We start from the raw sequence: 18808 nt of genomic DNA on the forward strand, positions 1-18808 counted from the left end.
TTTATAAATCTGAAAATCAATTAATTACAAATAATTTTTTGGTAGCTGCCAAAAATTGGCCCCATAATTGCAATATCCATATATGAAATAAAAACCATAAACGTGGTGCCTTTGCAAGGCAATAGCTTCACGCCATTTCTCCTGTCAGGGACAGGGGGAAGGCCGGGAAAGTTATGCCCCAAACCACATAAGTATCAGTCATGTCCAAAAATTATTGATCATGAAACACTTTACGATGATTCGGCACGGATCGTCATCATGGCCATTCACCAAGCCGATAGACAATCAGCCTGCTTTTAACCCGGATAGCCCCCGGCGACAAGCACCGCAACAAAAACTACTAGCTAAGATCTTATTACTCGCCGTCTTCCTGGTTTCCGCCGGGTTGGCCCAGGCACAGGACGAATTGCCGATCATTTACCTCGGCGAAACGGCGGATGATCCGCCGGCCTGCAATTGCCTGAACAATGCAACTACGCTTGCGGACGGCCAGTTCAGCGAGACCATTACCATCGAAAGCCTGGAAGATGAGGAGTGGCTGATCACTGCCAATACCGGCTTTTACCTCATTGACGGTCCGGTACCTCCGAACAACCCGGTACTGGTACCTATGGGTACCGCTTTCACTGAGTTGGAAGAGAGCCCGGGCACTTACCAGCTGTCCGGTTTGCACGTGGACGGTCTGGGTTTCTCCATTACCGTATCGAACGGTAGCGTTGACCGGACCATTTCCAATACCTGCTATTATCCGAACATCAGCATCGTCAATTTCCCGGATGAGATCTGCCTCAGCAGTGCTCCGGTCACCCTGGAAGGTAGCGCCAACGGAGCTACCGGTACCGGGTCATTCCTGATTGACGGATCTCCGGCTACGATCTTCAGCCCGCAGATCCTGGGGGCCGGCAACCACACCATCACGTATACGTTTGATGCCGGTGAAGGCACACCCAACGATTTTACCGACCCGGGATGTATCCAGTCGATCACCCGGCAGGTATTCGTCAATCCGGTGCCCAGTATCGTTGTAAATAACCAGGTCAATGCTTCCCTGGGGGCGGACTGTATGATCACCTTGCTTCCGGACCAGATCATGGAGGGAACTTATCCCTGTATGGATGATTATATCGTGACTATTTACGATCCCAGCGGAGTACCTCTGGGAAACAAGGTCAGTGGCGATTATATGGGGCAGATCCTGCGTGTGGAGATCACCACCGTCGCGGGCGGTTATTCAGGTCGCGGTAATGTCCTGCTGTTGGACAATGCGCCACCGGTACTGGAAAGTTGTGCCCCCGATACCGATCTCGGTACCATGAACCGGGAAGTACAGATCCGTAGCGGATCCCTGGCCATGGATGATGCGACCTTCTTTCCGACCAATTTCGCCTGTTTTGCCGATCATATAGATGTATTGGGACAGAGTCATTTCTACGATCTCTATACCTTTGAAGTAGACACCGCCGATACTTTTGTATTCGAGCTGGATACTGATTTTGGTTTTGGAGCGGCGCTCCTTTACGAAGGCGGTTTCAATATGCTCAACGGTCCCTGTTCGAATTATATCGCTCAACCGAAACGCCTGGCCGCCGGTACCGGATATTTCACCGGAAGCGACGAAAGCATCCGGCTCGTTGCCAAACTGCAGGCCGGTAAGCAGTATACCCTGCTGACCACCTCTGCCAACGGCACCCAGGTCGGCGATTTCATCTGGGCCGTTTACAGTGAAGACGAAGGTAAAATACAGGACCTGCCCGTTACTCTGGCGCCGGTTGTACTGGACCTGTACTGTAATGATTACCAGCGCGTGCTGAACAATCCGAACAGCCTCAATATCACCGGTCGGCCGATAGTGGATGATACCTGCCCGGATGATCCGACGCTGACCTTTTCCGATTCCTTTGCCGGCCTGTCCGAATGTGATGAGACCATTATTACGCGGACGTTCACCATTACCGATGGTGCGGATAACTTCGTGCAGTGCGTGCAGGAAATTGAAATGCAACAACTCGAATTGTCGGACATCATCCGCCCGCCCAAGAACGTATTTCTGGATTGCGGCGATGAGTTCCCGACCACCGATAAAGATAATCCTCACCCACAGGTGACCGGAAGGCCTATGATCCTTTCTACTTTCGGCACTACGGAGCTGGATCCAAAATACTGTAACCTGATCGCGACCTACACCGATCAGCCGAGGATCAACCTCTGCGCCGGAAGTTATCAGTTCTTCCGCAGATGGTTCTTCTACGACGAATGTGAAATGAACAATACCCAAACTTACGATCAGATCATCCGCGTGCTGGATCGCACCGCACCGGAAGTAAGTTGTATTGCTCCGGATAACAATAATGACAGTCAGCCGGATACGCTGCTGTTCAATACCAGTTCCGGCTCCTGTACGGCCTCTTTCGAAGTGCCGATGCCGGAAGTCAGCGATGATTGCTCTACTACGAGTGTGATCTCGGAGATCGTCAAGTATACCGAGGTGGTGGTGGTCGGTCCGACCGGCCCCCAGAATCAGATCCAAACCGAAATAATAGCTACTATTCCGGCCAATGCCGATAGCCGCATCGTAAGCGGCATCCCGGTAGGATGCTACTGGATCCGTTATACGGTACGGGATGCCTGCGGTAATGAAACCGAGGTCGAATGCCCGATCTGTGTGGTGGATACCGTACAACCGGTCGCGGTCTGTGATGACAACCTCATCGTTTCGCTCGGCGGTGGCGGAGTCGGTAGCGTATACGCCGTAGACATCGACGAAGGTAGCCGGGACAACTGCGGTATCGAGAAGATCGAGGTTCGCCGGCAGTTGAACTTTGACCCGGAGAATTGTGAATTCATTCCCTCTTACTTCACGGAATGGGGTGAATTCGTGGAATTCTACTGCTGCGAAGTCGGCGATCCCATGATGGTCCAGTTACGGATCACGGACACGTCCGGTAACGAAAACAGCTGTATGACCGAGATCCAGATCGAAGATAAGATCAACCCGAGCTGCGAAGCGCCCGATCCGGTAACGGTAAAATGTGCCGACCTGCCCGAGGATTTTGATTCCGCCAATTCCACCCAAATGGACATTCTATTCGGTAACGTGGAGGTGGAAGACAACTGCGGAGGAGCCAGCATTCAGGAACTGACGCCGATCGTCGACCTGGATAACTGTGGCACCGGAACCATTACCCGCCGTTTTGGCGGCGTCGATGCGCAGGGCAACGAAACGGGGATCTGCCAGCAGATCATTACCGTGCGTCAGTCTTTGAACTACGCCATCAAGTTCCCGAAAGACGTCATTTCCGAATGTGGAATTCCCATCCCGGATACGATCGAGCTGACGGGTGAAGGCTGCAACCAGATCGCCGTAACGGTAGACGATAAGATCTTCGAAACGGACGAAAACGCCTGCTACGCGATCCACCGGACCTATCTGGTGATCAATGCCTGTGAAAATGACGGCGTCGGCGATCCGGTGGTGATCGAACGCAACCAGGATTGTATCAATGGCGGTGGCGAATCGGATGTCTGGCTCGTCATGACCGACGAAGGAGCCTTTATCGACTCCGATGAGGATCCGACCAACGAATTCCCGGCAGCGGGCACCAAACTGCCCGCCTGCGACGGCACCACGAACCCGGAAGGATACTGGCGCTCCGTCAACTCCATGGGCTACTGGATGTACACTCAGATCATCTACATCGTGGATGATACCGAACCGATCATGGCTATCGATCCGATGGATGCATTTTGTGCTACCAACCAGCAAAGCTGCGAAGGCGCCGTTACGGTTGACTTCAGCGTTGACGAGGCCTGCTCGGCGGACGGTATGAACATTGTGGTCATTTTCGACGAGAACAATGACGGATTGCTCACTACGGATATAACGGCCGACGCCCTGAGCGGAACTTATCCCAACTATCAGATCGAGGGAGACTTCCCCATCGGCCAGCACGCATTCATCGTGCAACTGAACGACGGATGCCAGAACCAGAACGTAACTAAAGTAGTATTCGAAGTTCAGGACTGTGCGGTGATCGAACCGAACTGCCTGAACGGACTGTCCATCGACCTGAACCCACTTCCTCCCGGCAGCGATGCCGATGGTGACGGGGATGCCGATGCTGCCGCCTGGGTGGTGAACGTGTCGGATATGCTGATCGGTGGAAATGATGATGACTGTTCCGGAGAAGTTACTTATTCCATCTTCCGGATAGCCGATATCGAAGGAGGATTGACGCCGGATCAGAGCAATCAATCCATCATTCTGACCTGTGACGACCTCGAACCCGGTACGGTTCCCGTACGGATCTACGCCTGGGACCAGGCCGACAATCCGGTTGCTCCGCAGCCCGACGGCAGTACGGGCGGCAATAACTTCAGTATCTGTGAGACCTTTATTCAGGTACAGGACGAAGATGAAGATTGCAACAACGGCGGCGTGGCCATGGGCATGATCTCCGGTATGGTAATGACCGAATCTGAACAACCGGTTATGGGTGTAAGCCTACGTCCGGCGGATTATATGCCACCGATGATGAAAACCAAGAACGACGGTAGTTACCAGATGGGTGAACTCGAACCGAGTCTGGATTACCAGGTGATGGCCGAACTCCCCGACAGTTACCTGAACGGGGTAAGCACCCTGGATATCATTCTGATCTCCAAGCACATCCTGGGCCTGCAGCCACTGGGTTCTCCCTACCGGATGATCGCCGCGGATGTGAACGGTTCCGGAAATATTTCCACGATCGATATCTTGTTGTTGCGCAAACTGATCCTGAATATCGAGACCAAATTACCCGGCGAAAAGAGCTGGACCTTTGTGGATGCCTGGTACGAATTCCCGCAACCGACCAACCCCTGGAGCGAACCTATTCCCGAAACGGTAGTAGTGAAGAACCTTCAGGGACACCGGACCGATCAGAACCTGATCGCTATCAAGCTGGGAGACGTCAACGGCAGTGCCAATCCGGCGGACGCCATCGAAGCCAGAAGCAGCAAAGCCGATTGCTTCCTGTACGCCAACGAGCAGTATCTCGAACCGGGGGAATGGTACAATATCGACTTCAAGAATACCGCTACCGAGCCGATCGCCGGCTTCCAGTTCACGCTCGAGATCGATACGGATGAACTGGAACTCTCCGGCCTGCGCCACGGACTGGTTCGGGACGATCACACCGGTCTGACCTATCTCGAAAAAGGGATGATCCTGGTGAGCTGGGATGCGACCGAAGAAGAATGGGTACTGCCCGAAGAAGTAGGATCTGAAGTACTGTTCGGATTACGGGTAAAAGCCAAACACGGCGGTTACATCAGCGATCTGGTACGGATCAGCTCCGAAATACTGGAAGCGGAGGCTTACTCCAACGACTACGAACTCATGAATGTGGACCTGCAGTTTGTAGGCGAGCTACCGGAGGGCACCAATTACGAACTGTCTCAGAACCGCCCCAACCCGTTCTACGATTATACGACGATTGACTTCTATCTGCCGGAATCTGCCCCCACCAGCTTCAAGGTATTCGACGCCAACGGGCGGATGGTACTGGAAAGAAGCATGACGGGACAAAGCGGTTTCAACCAGGTAGAACTTTACGGCGATGACCTGCCCGCACAGGGTATTTATTACTATCGCCTGGAGTCGGGTCAGTTTTCCGAAACGAAAAAAATGATACTGATGAACAGATAAGATATTTCATGACTGATTATAGGAGATTATCGCCCGGGGCCTTCACCCCGGGCTTTTTTTATGCCGGGAGCTTCGTTAAAAATTTGGAATTTTAAATAAAAAGGATGACATTTGGATAGCTATAAAAATTTCCCTCCCAAAGCATAGTCACTTACAATTCGCTTCTCCTTTATTGTTATTGTATGCATTCACACGTTAATTAGGTTCAACTAGCTTGTACAGGCCTGTTAGCTGCCTGTATCCTATACTAAACACCACACCTTTTTGTCTGTCCTCTGATTCGAAGTCCTACCACAGTATAGGCTCGAACGTTTCACCCATTCATCTAAACACTTAATGAACCTAACTTTTTGTACTATGAAAACACTACAAAAGTCTTCCCATGCTCTATTGAAAGAGGTGGGAAAAGGCCTCAAAGCAGATGTTGTCTTCGGGTCTCCCACCAACCGCTGTGTCGGTATTGGCATTTGTCAGGTCAATCCCTACCAGTCGACGGTAGTCAGCCGGCATTTGTCCTGCTGCCAACGGGTCGAGACCACGCTTCATTTCTCCCAGCCGGACCGGCTGATCTTTAGCTTTTCCAGAAAAAAGATCTGTAAGAAAATGATCGGCAGGCAATTTGCCTACTCGAGATTTCGGATCAAGGATGCCCTGGAGCTATCCGATTGGCTGACGGATCAATTGGGAACGGGTAAAGCCGAATTGATACCCGGCACCTATCCGGTTATTTTTGAAGAGGAGTGGATCAGCGTCGCGATCAGGATCAGGCAATCCTGAGCAACTGTTTTAAAATAAAAATCCCACACAACGGAACGAATATTCGTGCTTCCGCTGTGTGGGATCCTACCGGATCTTTTCCGGCAATGTTTACTGGAGTGAAGCCTCGGTAATGGCCTTCATCTCCGCCAGAAACGGTTCAGCCTGTTTGAACCCTTTAGACACATTCACCCGTTGGAAATTGCTGTTCAGGTACACGTAAGAAGGATAGCTCAACTGGCCTTCCAATAACGCATACGCCAGGGTATGAATCCCTCTGCGGCCACCTTCAACAACCTTGAACTCCTGTCCGCGGAAGGTAACGGGATCTTCCGTTTCCGCATTGAATTTTACCGCGTAGTAATTATCGTTGATGTAATTGATCACTTCCGGATCCGTAAAGGTCTGCTTATCCATCACTTTACACCAGCCGCACCAGTCGGTATACACGTCGATAAACATCATTTTAGGATCGTCTTCAATGGACGCTACCGCTTCATCCCAGCTCATCCACTGGATCTCATCCGAGTTTTCGCCCATCGTTTTGGACTGACTGACCGGAGCCGCCTGGGCCGGACTTGCTTTGACCGCCGGTTGTGGAGTGGCGGTGGTTTCCGTCGGAGCAGCCGCGGTGGTTGCGGCATCTTCAGCCGGCGCATTGCTGCTACACTGCCACATCAGCACTGCGAGTATAAATAGGGATGCAATTTTCGGTAAGGGTAAAAAAAGGACTTTTTTCATGGAAATAATGATTGATAGTTTAGTCTAATACTTCAAAAGTATCAGTTTTTCCAGCAAGCTGCTATTGCGAAGCAGTGAGATCCGGCAAAAATGATCTAAACGGCCGTTTCCGGCGTTTTTTTAACTAAACTTTAAGTATTCGGTGCGGAAATATTCCGCTTATCCGTTCACAATCAATTGTTAATAAAGCCATCTGATCAACAGCGGGATCAGTAATAGATCACTGACCAGGGCACTGATCAGGGTCAGACTGATCAGCAGACCAATGGTGACACTGGGTGGATGAATGGAGAACAACAGCACCATGAATCCAAAGAACAGGATGATCGAGGTTAGGATGATCGCCTTACCGGTTTCCCGGAACGTGATCAGGATCGCTGACTCCCGGTTCATTCCTTTCACTCTGGCCAGTTTGTACTTACTGAGAAAATGGATGGTATCATCAACGGCAATGCCAAAGATCACGGCAAAGACGATGGAAATATCCGCTTCCAGTTCGATGCCCAGGTATCCCAGCAGCGCTCCGGCCAGTATCAGAGGAAACAGGTTAGGCACCAGGGAAATGATCACCATTCGCCAGTTGCCGAACAACAGTCCCATAAGCACACTAATGATCAGAATGGCCACGCCCAGTCCCTGCAGTAGATTCCGGCGGATGTACTCCGCATTTTTATCGAGGAGCAGGCCGGTGCCGGTACGGTCCGCCTTGATAATGGACTGATCGGTATTGTTGTCGATCCAGCGATCGATCCGCTGCCCCATCTGCTTGATCGTGTCCGAGCCCATATCCAGGATGCGGGAGGTGATCCGTGCCTTCTCCCGGTCCTTGCTTACCATAACGCTTACATTCAGTTTGGGGATTTGCTCCGCCAGGCGTTTATACCGGTTGAACTGCTGCTCGTTTTCCGGCAGCTTGTAGGCTTCCGGCCGGTTGTTGGCATTCATTTGATTAATGCTCTTGTACACCGCGGTCACTGATGAAATCGCCCGTACCCCGTCGTACTGGTGCAAATAATTTTCGATCTTATCAATCTCCTGAATAACCTCATAATCGGTTGCCTTGTAGGGAGGTTGTGCGTAGATCGCAAATTCCATCGGTCGGAATCCCGTCAGGTGTTCCTCAAAAAATATAAAGTCCTCGGTAAGCCGAGCCCCCGTCGGCATATTATTGATAATGTTGTAATTCGTATTGATCCGGCTGATACCGTAGGCGGAAATCAACACTACCGCTATCGTACCCCAGGTGATCTGGCGCCGCTTCTCAACGGTAAATTGATACGCACCCGCCAGTAAATGATCCCAGAATTGCCGGCCCTTGGTAATTTTCACGATCTGATCGACGCGAAAGAAGGCCAGGGTTGAAGTGGTAAAGAGGATAACCGTGACGTAGGCGACCATTACGCCCGCCGCCGCGTTGAGGCCGAAATCGCGGATCGGTTCCACGCGGCTGGTCAGTAGCGTGCAAAAACCGATGGCCGTAGTCAGTGAAGTGAGTAAGGTAGCCAGGCCGATTTCCCGAACGGTGATCTTGATCGCCTCGCTTTTGCTCAGTCCTTTTTTCAGTTCGTCGATGTACTTCGACATCACATGGATCACATCGGAAGTCCCCACAATGACCATCAATACCGGATAGAGGGCCGACATGGCGTTGAGCTCCCGTCCGGTGGCCCCCAACAAACCCAAAAACAACAACATGCCCAGTCCGATAGAAAACAGGGCCAGCATGACACCCCAGAACCGGCGGAAGATGATGAACAGAATGATCGTTACCAATATACCGGAAATGATCGTAGAGACGGTGATCTCCCGTTTCTGCATCGACACCAGTTCCTGCTGAAAATAAGGACGCCCCAGATAATGGTATTCCGGAAAATCGTACTGACCCACCAGTGAATCGAGCGCCGTCATAAATTCCTGCGCCTGCGACAATTTGATACTATTGATCATCTTCAGATAGATCACCAGGGTATTCCCGTCCGGCGAGATGAGATTGTACACAAATCGTTCGTCGTTCACCAGGCGTGCACTGTCCCGAGCGTAGTATTCGGGCTGGTCGATATGGATGGCGGGAATCGTAGTAAAGCCGAAAGGCGTTTTGACCGGATAGCCGAATTTAGTCAGCGACTGGGTCTCTTCCACGTGGGGCAGCTTCCGGCATTCCAGGGTAAGGTCGTGCACCTTCCGCAGAAACTCCTGCTCGAAAGCACCGCTGTCCCGGTGTAGTGCCACCAGCATAAAATTATCATCCGTCTCAAACTCCTTGGTAAATTCACGAAAGACCTCCAGATCCGGATCTCCGGTGGGGAAGAACTGTTCGAAGTCGAAGGCGAACTTTAACTGAAAAACAAAATATGCGCTTACTCCGGCCAGGAGCAGGAAGAGCGCTATGATGGCAATGCGTATTTTCATTTCCGTTTAATAGAAACTTCAATTTAGAGTAGTCAGCAGCAAAATATCCCCGGCCGATTGTTGCCGGTAAGGGTTCTTAAAGTTCTTCCTGATCATCAGGCCGGAACCAGCTGCCATTTTAGTTTTCCTTCCATTTGATATTGCAACCCGCGCTCGGATACTGTATATCGGTAACCGGCTCTCCGGCGAGCACCGCATCCAGCGCTGCGCGCATGTCCTTACCGCTGAGCTCCCCTACCGGCGGACGGGTAGGACGCGGCGGCCGCGACTCGTCGATACGGCCGCGATATACCAGTTCCATATCGCCGTTGAAAATATAAAAATCCGGCGTACAGGCGGCATCGTAGGCCCTGGCTACCTCCTGACTTTCATCGTACAGGTACGGGAATTCGTAGCCCACCTTGGCAGCGTGCGTCTTCATTTTATCCGGTCCATCCTGCGGGTAGTGCTCCACATCATTGGAACTGATCCCTATAAATCCTACGCCCTTTTGGGAATATTCATTTGCGATGCGAACGATCTCCGGATTTACGTGGATCACGTACGGACAGTGATTACATAGAAACATGATCACGGTAGCCTTTTCACCCTTCATCTCCTGCAGATTCAGGTCTTTACCGCTTACGGTGTCCGGCAGCGTAAAATCGGGGGCCTGAGTGCCCAGCTCCATCATATTGGATTCGGTCAATGCCATATTGAGATTTTTGCTTTGAAATTTGACTATACAACATACTTTTGGGGCTAAGGTTTACTGCCTGACTGATAAGCGGCAATACCACATCTTTGGGGGGAATAATCCGGGCTAAGTTAGAGCACTTTCTATAAAACCGAATATATTCCTCATAAAATGACCGGTGATCTCCACTCAGGGCGATCACCGGTCAAGTCATCCATATCGATCATCCGGAAATTAGCGGGTAATCACCAGACGTTCGTAGCTTTTGCCGGTATCGGTTATCAAGTGAACTACGTAAACCCCGGCCGGCAGCTGATCCAGTTCCAGAGAAAGCTGGTACACGCCGGCCGACTGCCACTGCGCCGGCTGCAGCATTTGCACCATCCGGCCGTTGGCATCAACTAGTTGCAAACTCACCGTTGTTGCTTCCGGCAAGGAATACAGCAGGCGGGCCCGATAGTTCGCCGGGTTGGGGAACAGTTTTAATTGCAGTGGCTGGATATTACCCGTCGCAGTTGACCACTGACCCGGGGTCGGCTCCACGCTGATCCTACCGTTTTCTTCCAGCCCCGAATTGCCTTCCTCGTGTTCCATCGGTACGGCATCTGGGTCCACGGCCACTTCTCCGTTCTCGATCTCCAGCATCAGATTTTCCTCGACGATCAGGGTGATCAGACCGGTGGTTAGCACCAGGTCCGGCACCGCCGGGTTCGTGACGTGGCAGTAGTACTTTCCGGTATCCGAGATCTTCAGGCTATCAAAGTAAAGTTCATTCACACCCTGTAGCTGCCGCCAGGCCACGCTATCCTTATACCACTGGTACCGGTTGTTCTGCACCTCATCGTCTTCTACCAGATCGAAGGTCAGCGACTGGTGCTCCACCAGTTTGTAATAGGCGCGATGCGGTAGCGGTTGCTGGGGCACGTAGGAATCCGCCGATAATTGATCTGCATTGGGTAAAATATCCTCGAAGGTAAACCGATTATTCGCCAGCTGTAATTCCTGCAACTGCGTCAGGTGCTCGTAAGCCGGAATGAGTCCGCTCAGGTCATTGGCCATCAGGTTCAGCCGGATCAGAGCGGGTTGGCCGTTAAAACCGGGCAGATTCCCGCGCAGCAGGTTGCCGGAAAGGTCCAAATCTTCCAGACGGCTCAGGCCCGTAAACTCCGGTATAGCGCCAGTCATTTCGTTGCCGGAAAGATCCAACTGAGTGAGGCGGGCGAGGTCCCAGTTCCGCAGTCCGCTCAACTGTCCCTTTACGCCATTGCCGGAGAGGTTCAGGGCCGTAACACAACCCAGTTGCTCATCCATACTTACACCGTACCAGCTATCCAGTGGTGCCTGCAGATCCCAGGTATTGTCCCAGCCCGGGCCACCCATTATCTGGTAGAACAGCACCAGCGACAGCGAGTCACTGGCCCGGCAGTTCGGCGGCGTTACCGCCAGGGTAATGGTCCGACTCTTCAGTTGCAGGTCCGGTAAAGCCGCATTGGTAACGATACTGTGGTATACGCCATTATCCGCAAAACTCAGTACCGGAAAGGTCAACTGATTGTTGCCGGTAACGGTCTCCCGGATCTCCCCGTCCTGATACCACTCGTAGACATTGGCCGACACTTCCTGATCAATCCCCAGATCGATGGTCAGAGAAGATTCGTAAGCGCCCCGGATCAGGGTATCGCTGAAGAATTCCTGCTGGGGTGCGTATTGGAAAGTGGTTGGTGCCGGTGCCCGCAGCGGCAGCAGATCCTCGAAGGTGAACTTATTTCCTTCCAGGCGTACATTTTTCAGGGCGGTTGCCCCAGCGAGGCTACCCTCTGTACAACTCAGCTCATTGTTCTGTACGGTCAGCTGATTGAGGTAAAGGTTAGCGGAGAGATCCGGCAGACAGCCACTAAGCTGATTATTGGCCAAATCCAGTTGGCTCAGCTGGGACAAATGCCCCAGATCGGGAATCGAACCGCTTAGCTCGTTGTTGGCCAAAATAATATTAGCCAGTTTGGGAAGTCCGGCAAAAGAAGGAATTACTCCATCAAGTTGGTTGTTTGCGAGGTTCAGATGATAGAGGTCAGGGGCGGATGAAAGATCAGGTATGGTGCCAATGAAAGCGTTTTTCTCCAGCCCCAGGGAGGCCAGTGCCGGTAAGCCGTTGATCGCAGGGATTGCACCGCTGAGCTGATTGGAGGCCAGCATCAGCATTCGCAACTTCGGTACAGCGGTCAAACCGGGCAGGGGACCTTCGAGCCCATTTAGGTTAGCTACAAAAATTTCCAGTTCGGGTAAATTTGAAAAATCCGGAATACTGCCGCTAAGCTGATTACGCGTAAGCGCCAGCATGCTCAGGTTGGCCAGATCGGAAAAATCCGGAATCGCTCCCGACAGCTTATTGTAACTGAGGTTCAACACTCGCAAATTGGGTAATTGCAGGTCCGGTATAGAGCCGGTCAGATTATTTCCCGTGTTCCCATCCAGTGGTTCCTCGCAGTTGACCGAGCCGTCCAGGTCCAGACAGGTCACGCAGCCATTCTCATTGAGGCCCACTCCGTACCAGGTATCGATGGGTTGATTGAGATCCCAAGAGTTGGTCCAATCGGCCCCGTTGGTGGCTTCGTACAATTGTACCAGCGCGAGGGAGTCCAGCGTGCGGCAGGTAGGTTCCGCCACCTGCACCTGCGTTCCCGAAAGTTCCAGGCTCAGATCCGGTGCCCCCGGATTGGTGATCACACAATGATAAACCCCTTCATCGGCGAATTGCAGGCTTTCGAAAACCAGTTCGTTAATGCCGGTTATTTCCTGGAACGGGACTCCGTCTTTATACCACTGGTGGTGATTATCGGCTACATTTTCGTCAATCATCAGGTCGATCACCAAAGACTGTCCCAGCGTCCCCGTCTGGCTGGGGTTATCGTAGCGCGATTTCTGCGAATCGTAACTGTAAACATGGTATCCTTGACTACCGTTCTGAGCGATGCGGGCTTCCAGTTCTCCGATATGGGGCAGAATATCTTCAAACGAAAAGTAATTGTAACTGAGGCTCAGCTCCACCAGTCCCATTGCCGCCGGGAAAGAAGGTACCAGGCACTCCAGCTGGTTGTTGGTCAGATCAATGGTTTGCAGGGAGGGCAAGTTGGCGAAATTCGGCACACAGCCTTCCAGGGCATTATGAGAAAAATTGATGGTGTACAGATCCGGGAATGCGGAAAAATTCGGGATCGTTCCGCTCAAATTATTGCGGCTCAGCCCCAGGTGATTCAACTCCGCCATATTGCTGAAATGAGGGATGCTTCCCTCCAGGTCATTATCATCCAGATGTAGATTGGACATGATCGGTATATCCGAAAAATCCGGGATGGTGCCGGAAAGCTCATTCCCATTCAAAGACAAGACGGTCAGGTTAGGCAGATCAAAATCCGGTATCGGGCCGCTGAGCCGGTTTTGACTCAACTCCAGTCGCTTCAAAGCCGGAAGGTCCGAAAAATCCGGGATGGTCCCCCCGATCTGATTAGTCGACAGATGCAGGCGTTCCAGAGCGGAGAAACTCAGGTCCGGCAGCGTACCGGAGAGATTATTACCCAGCAACTGAATACTGGTGACACAGCCCTGCTCATTGAGTTCCACCCCGTACCAACTGTTTATCGGGGCATTCAGATCCCAGCTTGTTTTCCAGGAGGGGCCATTGGTAGATTGGTACAGATCTACCAGCATCAGGGAATCCGCCGCCCGGCAGGGTACGTAGACGATCAGTTCGATCTCACCGGTGGTCAAAGTGAGCCCCGGCGCGTTGGGGTTGGTAATTTCGCAGGTATAAGTACCGGAATCAAAAGTGTACAGCTCATTTAGCACGAGTTTATTGTCACCAACCGCTTCGTGCACCAACTGCCCGTCCCGGTACCACTTGTAGTTGTTACTGGCCACCGCCGCGTCGATCATAAGATCAAAAGTGATATTGCCCAGCTCGTACGCCTCTAGGAGGGTGTCCGGATAAACGGCCGCCTGGACGGTATAATCAAAGTTGGATACGCCCAGATTCGGCAGGATCGACTCGAAAGTAAAGCGGTTATCGGACAGATCCAGCGTAGTCAGTAAGGGCAGGTTGCTGAACATGCCGCCGCCACGCAATTCGTTGCCGGAAAGATCCAGGGTACTTAGGTTGGGCAAATTCAGATCGGGCAAACTGCCGCGGAGACCATTGCCGGGCAGCGCGAGCGAGGCCACACAGCCATTCTCGTTAAACCCAACACCGTACCAGCTTACGATGGGCGTATTCAGGTCCCAGCTGTTCGTCCACTGCGGGCCGTTGGCCGCATCGTACAGGGCCACCAGTGCCAGAGAATCCGTGAGGCGGCACTGGTCCCAGGGATTGCCGCGCACCTGCAATTCGATCGGGTAGGTTTCCAGCGTCAGGTCGGGCGCGAAAAGATTGGTCACTTCGCAACGATAAATGCCGACGTCGGAGAACTGAATATCGTCGATTATGAACTGGCCATTTCCGGTATTGGTCTCGATGATCGTTCCATCTTTATACCAGGTGTAAACGTTATTGGAAATAGCGGCGTCAATATCCAGATCGATCAGCAGATCCTGACCGGGATCTTCGAGAATGACGGTATCTCGGTACAGCCTGGCCTGCGGCCCGTAGATGAACTGGCCGCCCTCGCTGGTCAGCTTTTCGATGATAAAACTCGTTTGGGGTAAAAGGTCTTCAAAGGTGAGTTGATTCCGGTCCAGGCGTACCTGTTTCAACCTGGGCATGTTGTAAAAATCCTCGTCGTCGGCCAGGGTACTCAGCTGGTTGTTGGAAAAGTAGAATTCCAGTAATTCCGGGAAATTGTCCTTGAACCAGGTGGTCCGACTCAGGCGATTATTGGCCAGACTCAGAAATTTGAGGTTCTCCATTTCGAAATTCCAGGGGCCCGTCACCAAATTATTTCCACCGCCGTCCGGGCTGTAGGCGCAGTCCCAGACGCCGTCCAGGTCCAGACATTCCACCAGTCCGTCCTCGTTCAGTCCGACGCCGTACCAGGAAGACATCGGCTGAGTAAGATCCCAGGAATTGGTCCAGTCCGGGCCACCGCTGCTGTTGTAAAAGTCTACCAGCGAGAGGGAATCTCTGGCCGGAGTCTGGCAGGTGAAGCTCTCCAGATTTTGCAACTGGACAAATCCCCAGCAGTTGTTGCCGGAATTTGCGACGGTATCTTCTACCGCATATTTAAAACTCCCCGTGAAGTAATCACAATCCAGGACGATCGAATCGCTCCCGTCGCTATTGTAGAATCGCTCTCCGCCTATCGACAAGTAAAACTCCAACGGAGAAGAGGCACAGGGACCGGTGTACGGACCATTCTCGGTAAATATCATGTCCTGTAGCCGAAACGTCAGGCTACTCTGATCGGGCACCTGGCTCATATCCACCGTGTACATACCCGAGCAGATCAACTGCGGGCAATTCTCGATGTAATCTACCGTAAGATAGTAGTCAGCCATCAATACCAGCTCCGGAGCCTGCTCGTTGGTGATCTCGCAGCGATAGTGACCCGCCGTTGGGCTCCAAACCTCTTCCAACTGCAATGTATTCACACCATTTACGACCTGAAATAATTCATCATTTTTATACCAGGTGTAAACATTGGTGCTTACAGTGTCGTCTACCCCCAGGTCAATGGTAATGTCTACATCCGGCTGATCAACACTACGCTCGGACTCGTAGACCAGCTGCTGGGGACTGTAGACAAAGGAGCCTCCGTTAGCGCTAGTAATAGCGGTCAGTGTATCAATCGAGAATAAAATGTCGTCGAAACTCAGGCGGTTGCAGTCTATTCGCAATTCCCGGAGGTTAGGCATGCGGGAAAAATTGTAAAAATCCAGTACGGTATCTACTCTGTTATTTGAAAAATAGAAGGCTTCCGCCTCCGGCAATTTAGAGTAGAAAAGTCTGGTGTCTTCAATAGCATTGTTGGCAACACTCAAAAATTCCAGAGCGGGAAGATCCAGAAATAATTCACCTCCTACTAAATTGTTTCCGTTCCCATTTTCGGTATACGCACAGTCATTTACCCCGTCCAGGTCGATACACTTTACAAATCCTTCTTCGTTGACTTCAACTCCGTACCAGGAGCTCATCGGCTGAGTGAGATCCCAGGACATATCCCAGGCATTGCCACCGGTTTTATCGTAGAAGTTGACCAGTTGCAGGGAATCTTCAACTGGCTTGCGGCAAATGGGATGCGGGTAATTTTCGATAGTAATGTATCCCCAACAATCATTTCCATTTCGAGTGGCATCATCGTAACCATCCGCAATAACATATTTATATTTTCCCGAATAAGCTTTACAATCCAGCACCAGTGAGTCTTGAACGAGTGGTAGATCCCAGGCCCATTGTATGTGAAAATAGATCTCATCCTTACAGGGGGCGAATTTGGTTTCGAAGTCAGGCATCAGATCGGAAATCCTTATGATCACGGTAGTATCTTCCGGAGCACCGCTTAGGTCTACCGTAACTGAACCGTTACAAACGAACTCCTGATCACACTCGAAGGTAATTTGCTCCTGTGTGAGAGCAGCATTCAGGTTTTGCTCATGATTAATAAAATAGGAAAACCAGGCCAGCAACCAGCCGGTCAGAGATAGGTACAGAGAGAAATTCATAAATTGAATTGCGTTTTAAAGTGTTACCCGGGAGGGCGGGTGGTATAAAAAATTATGATCTGTTAAAAATAATTATCAGGCATAGATATTAAAAATTATTCGCAAGCTCCGGCGAATTACTTTCGCGTCACCTTACTGATCCGGATCAATGCACTTTTACCGTCAATCTGCAGTCGCGCAAAGTACATCCCCGCCGGATAGGCGGAAAGGTCGAGATCCACCTGCCAGGGTCCGGCCGGCCGTTGCCCCTGATAAACGGATCGAAGGTGTTTTCCTTCCACGCTCAAAAGTTCAAGCTGTACCTTTCCTGCTGCCGGCAATTCCAGGCTCAGCCGACTAAAGGCAGAAGTCGGATTAGGGAATAATTGCAGATTCAGTGCCTCTACTTCCAGTACCGGAGCCGCCAGTACTATCGCTTCCCCAACCAGCCCCTGGCGGGTATTACTGCCTTTGTAAGTTCCCCACAGCACACTTGATTCCGTATAGGGCACACCGAGATTGTAAACGTTTATGAAGGTCGAATCGATGCCCTGGTTAAAGGTCTGGGTGTAGGAAAGGGCAACCAGATCCAGGGTATCATTGCCGTCCACATCTCCGAAAGCAGCACCGTTGAGGAAGGTCCAGCCGTAGGTGTGGATCGGGAAACCCGCCACTTCGCCGGTACCGTCCAGCTCGTAGGCATGGATGCGCCCCATCCCGTCCGGATCGATCAGATTGGTACCGAATACGATCTCCTGTTCGCCGTCTCCGTCCACATCAGCCAGGGAAATGATCCCCTCCAGTCCGCCGGGTTTTACAATAGGAAATCCGGGAAATAAGTTCCCGTCCTTATCCCAGCAATAAAGCATATCCGCCTCATTGGAGTCGATCGGGCGGCTCATAAAGATCCGGTAGCTTCCGTCGATCTCCGCCACAGTGGGCGTATTAAAGGTCCAGGCCTGCCCCGGCACCGGCATCGGCCAGCCGGGATAATCCGAACCGTCGTGCTGCATGACGTAAAATTCCGGCAGATTGATCTGGTTATCGCTGTGGGTAGCCCCGATGATCTCCAGGTCGCCGTCATCATCCAGATCCGCCAGGATGGGCGACTGGTAACTGTAGCGTTGCCGGGGATGGGTCACTACCGGGAATCCGTCCTCGAACTGTCCGTCCAGGTTCAGGACGTACCGGGCTTCGGTGGTATTCATCACGATCTCCATGGCTCCGTCATCATCCACATCCCCTGCCGACGGCGTTACGGCGGGAGTTGCTTCCACCGCCACCGGCCAGTTCGGACTGTAGGAGGTCCCATCCACCCGCAGAAGATGGATATTGCCGTTCGGCGCTATCCGTTCCAGAATGATGATCTCCATGATGCGGTCGCCATCCACATCCACCAGGGTCGGACTGGTAAGGAGCCAGTTGTCGTTGAAATCCAGCGGCCAGTTGGGCGCATCGCTACCGTCGGCTTCAAACATATAGGCCGCCGTGCTGCCGGTACCCCCGGTGATCTGTACGATCTCCGGCGATCCGTCATCGTCCACATCTGCTACCGAAGGCGGGTAGACCGCTATGCCTTCCAGGTGGCGCTGCCACAAGAGCTGATCGTTCTTGAAAACGTAGAATTCATCATCGATCCCGATCAGGATCTCTTCGGCACCGTCGTCGTCCAGATCGGCCAGCGTGAGATTGCGCAAATTTTTGAAGACCGGATTCGCCGGAACGCCCTGGGGGAAACCGGATATTTGGGCGAAGCCGTCCTCATCGCTCCGTGCTCCCGCTTCTACGGGCGCCGGCACCGGCCGGACTCCGATCTGGCCGTCTGCTGCCAGGAAAGCCCGCTGCCATTGGGCGGAAAGGGTAAAAGTGAAGAAAAGGGCGAGGAAAAATACAGAGAACTTACGCATAGGGAA

7 protein-coding genes are annotated in these 18808 nt (G+C 52.1%); 2 read left to right on the top strand and 5 right to left on the bottom strand.

Translation table 11 applies throughout. From position 1 onward, the window contains the following. The first annotated feature begins 220 nt into the window (after positions 1-220). Together CRP01_RS23965 and CRP01_RS23970 are read left to right on the top strand one after the other, a co-directional pair. Entirely contained in the window at positions 221-5686 is a 5466-nt protein-coding gene (locus CRP01_RS23965; protein WP_099152647.1) for a T9SS type A sorting domain-containing protein, read from the top strand. Between the two features lie 357 nt (positions 5687-6043). Further along, entirely contained in the window at positions 6044-6463 is a 420-nt protein-coding gene (locus CRP01_RS23970) for a hypothetical protein (RefSeq protein ID WP_143473516.1), read from the top strand. A 90-nt stretch (positions 6464-6553) separates the two neighbouring features. Here CRP01_RS23970 and CRP01_RS23975 read toward each other — a convergent pair whose 3' ends face one another. The 5 genes from CRP01_RS23975 to CRP01_RS23995 all read right to left on the bottom strand — a co-directional run bounded on the left by CRP01_RS23975 (position 6554) and on the right by CRP01_RS23995 (position 18802). After that, positions 6554-7183: a thioredoxin family protein gene (locus tag CRP01_RS23975; RefSeq protein WP_099152649.1), complete on the bottom strand. Its 630-nt coding sequence runs from the start codon at positions 7181-7183 to the stop codon at positions 6554-6556. Between the two features lie 180 nt (positions 7184-7363). Next, positions 7364-9592 (bottom strand): efflux RND transporter permease subunit, encoded by a 2229-nt coding sequence (locus CRP01_RS23980; protein WP_099152650.1) that lies wholly within the window; start codon positions 9590-9592, stop codon positions 7364-7366. A gap of 118 nt (positions 9593-9710) precedes the next feature. Further along, a complete protein-coding gene (locus CRP01_RS23985; RefSeq protein ID WP_099152651.1) occupies positions 9711-10286 on the bottom strand; it encodes a thioredoxin family protein in 576 nt (191 codons plus the stop codon). 216 nt (positions 10287-10502) lie between these two features. Continuing rightward, positions 10503-16916, bottom strand: a complete 6414-nt coding sequence (locus tag CRP01_RS23990) for a T9SS type A sorting domain-containing protein (RefSeq protein ID WP_099152652.1) — start codon at positions 16914-16916, stop codon at positions 10503-10505. Between the two features lie 116 nt (positions 16917-17032). After that, positions 17033-18802 carry a T9SS type A sorting domain-containing protein gene (locus tag CRP01_RS23995; protein WP_099152653.1) on the bottom strand — a complete coding sequence of 590 codons (1770 nt, stop codon included), beginning with the start codon at positions 18800-18802 and terminating at the stop codon, positions 17033-17035. Between the last annotated feature and the right edge of the window lie 6 nt (positions 18803-18808).

Source organism: Flavilitoribacter nigricans DSM 23189 = NBRC 102662 (assembly GCF_002646595.1).
GTDB lineage: Bacteria > Bacteroidota > Bacteroidia > Chitinophagales > Saprospiraceae > Flavilitoribacter > Flavilitoribacter nigricans.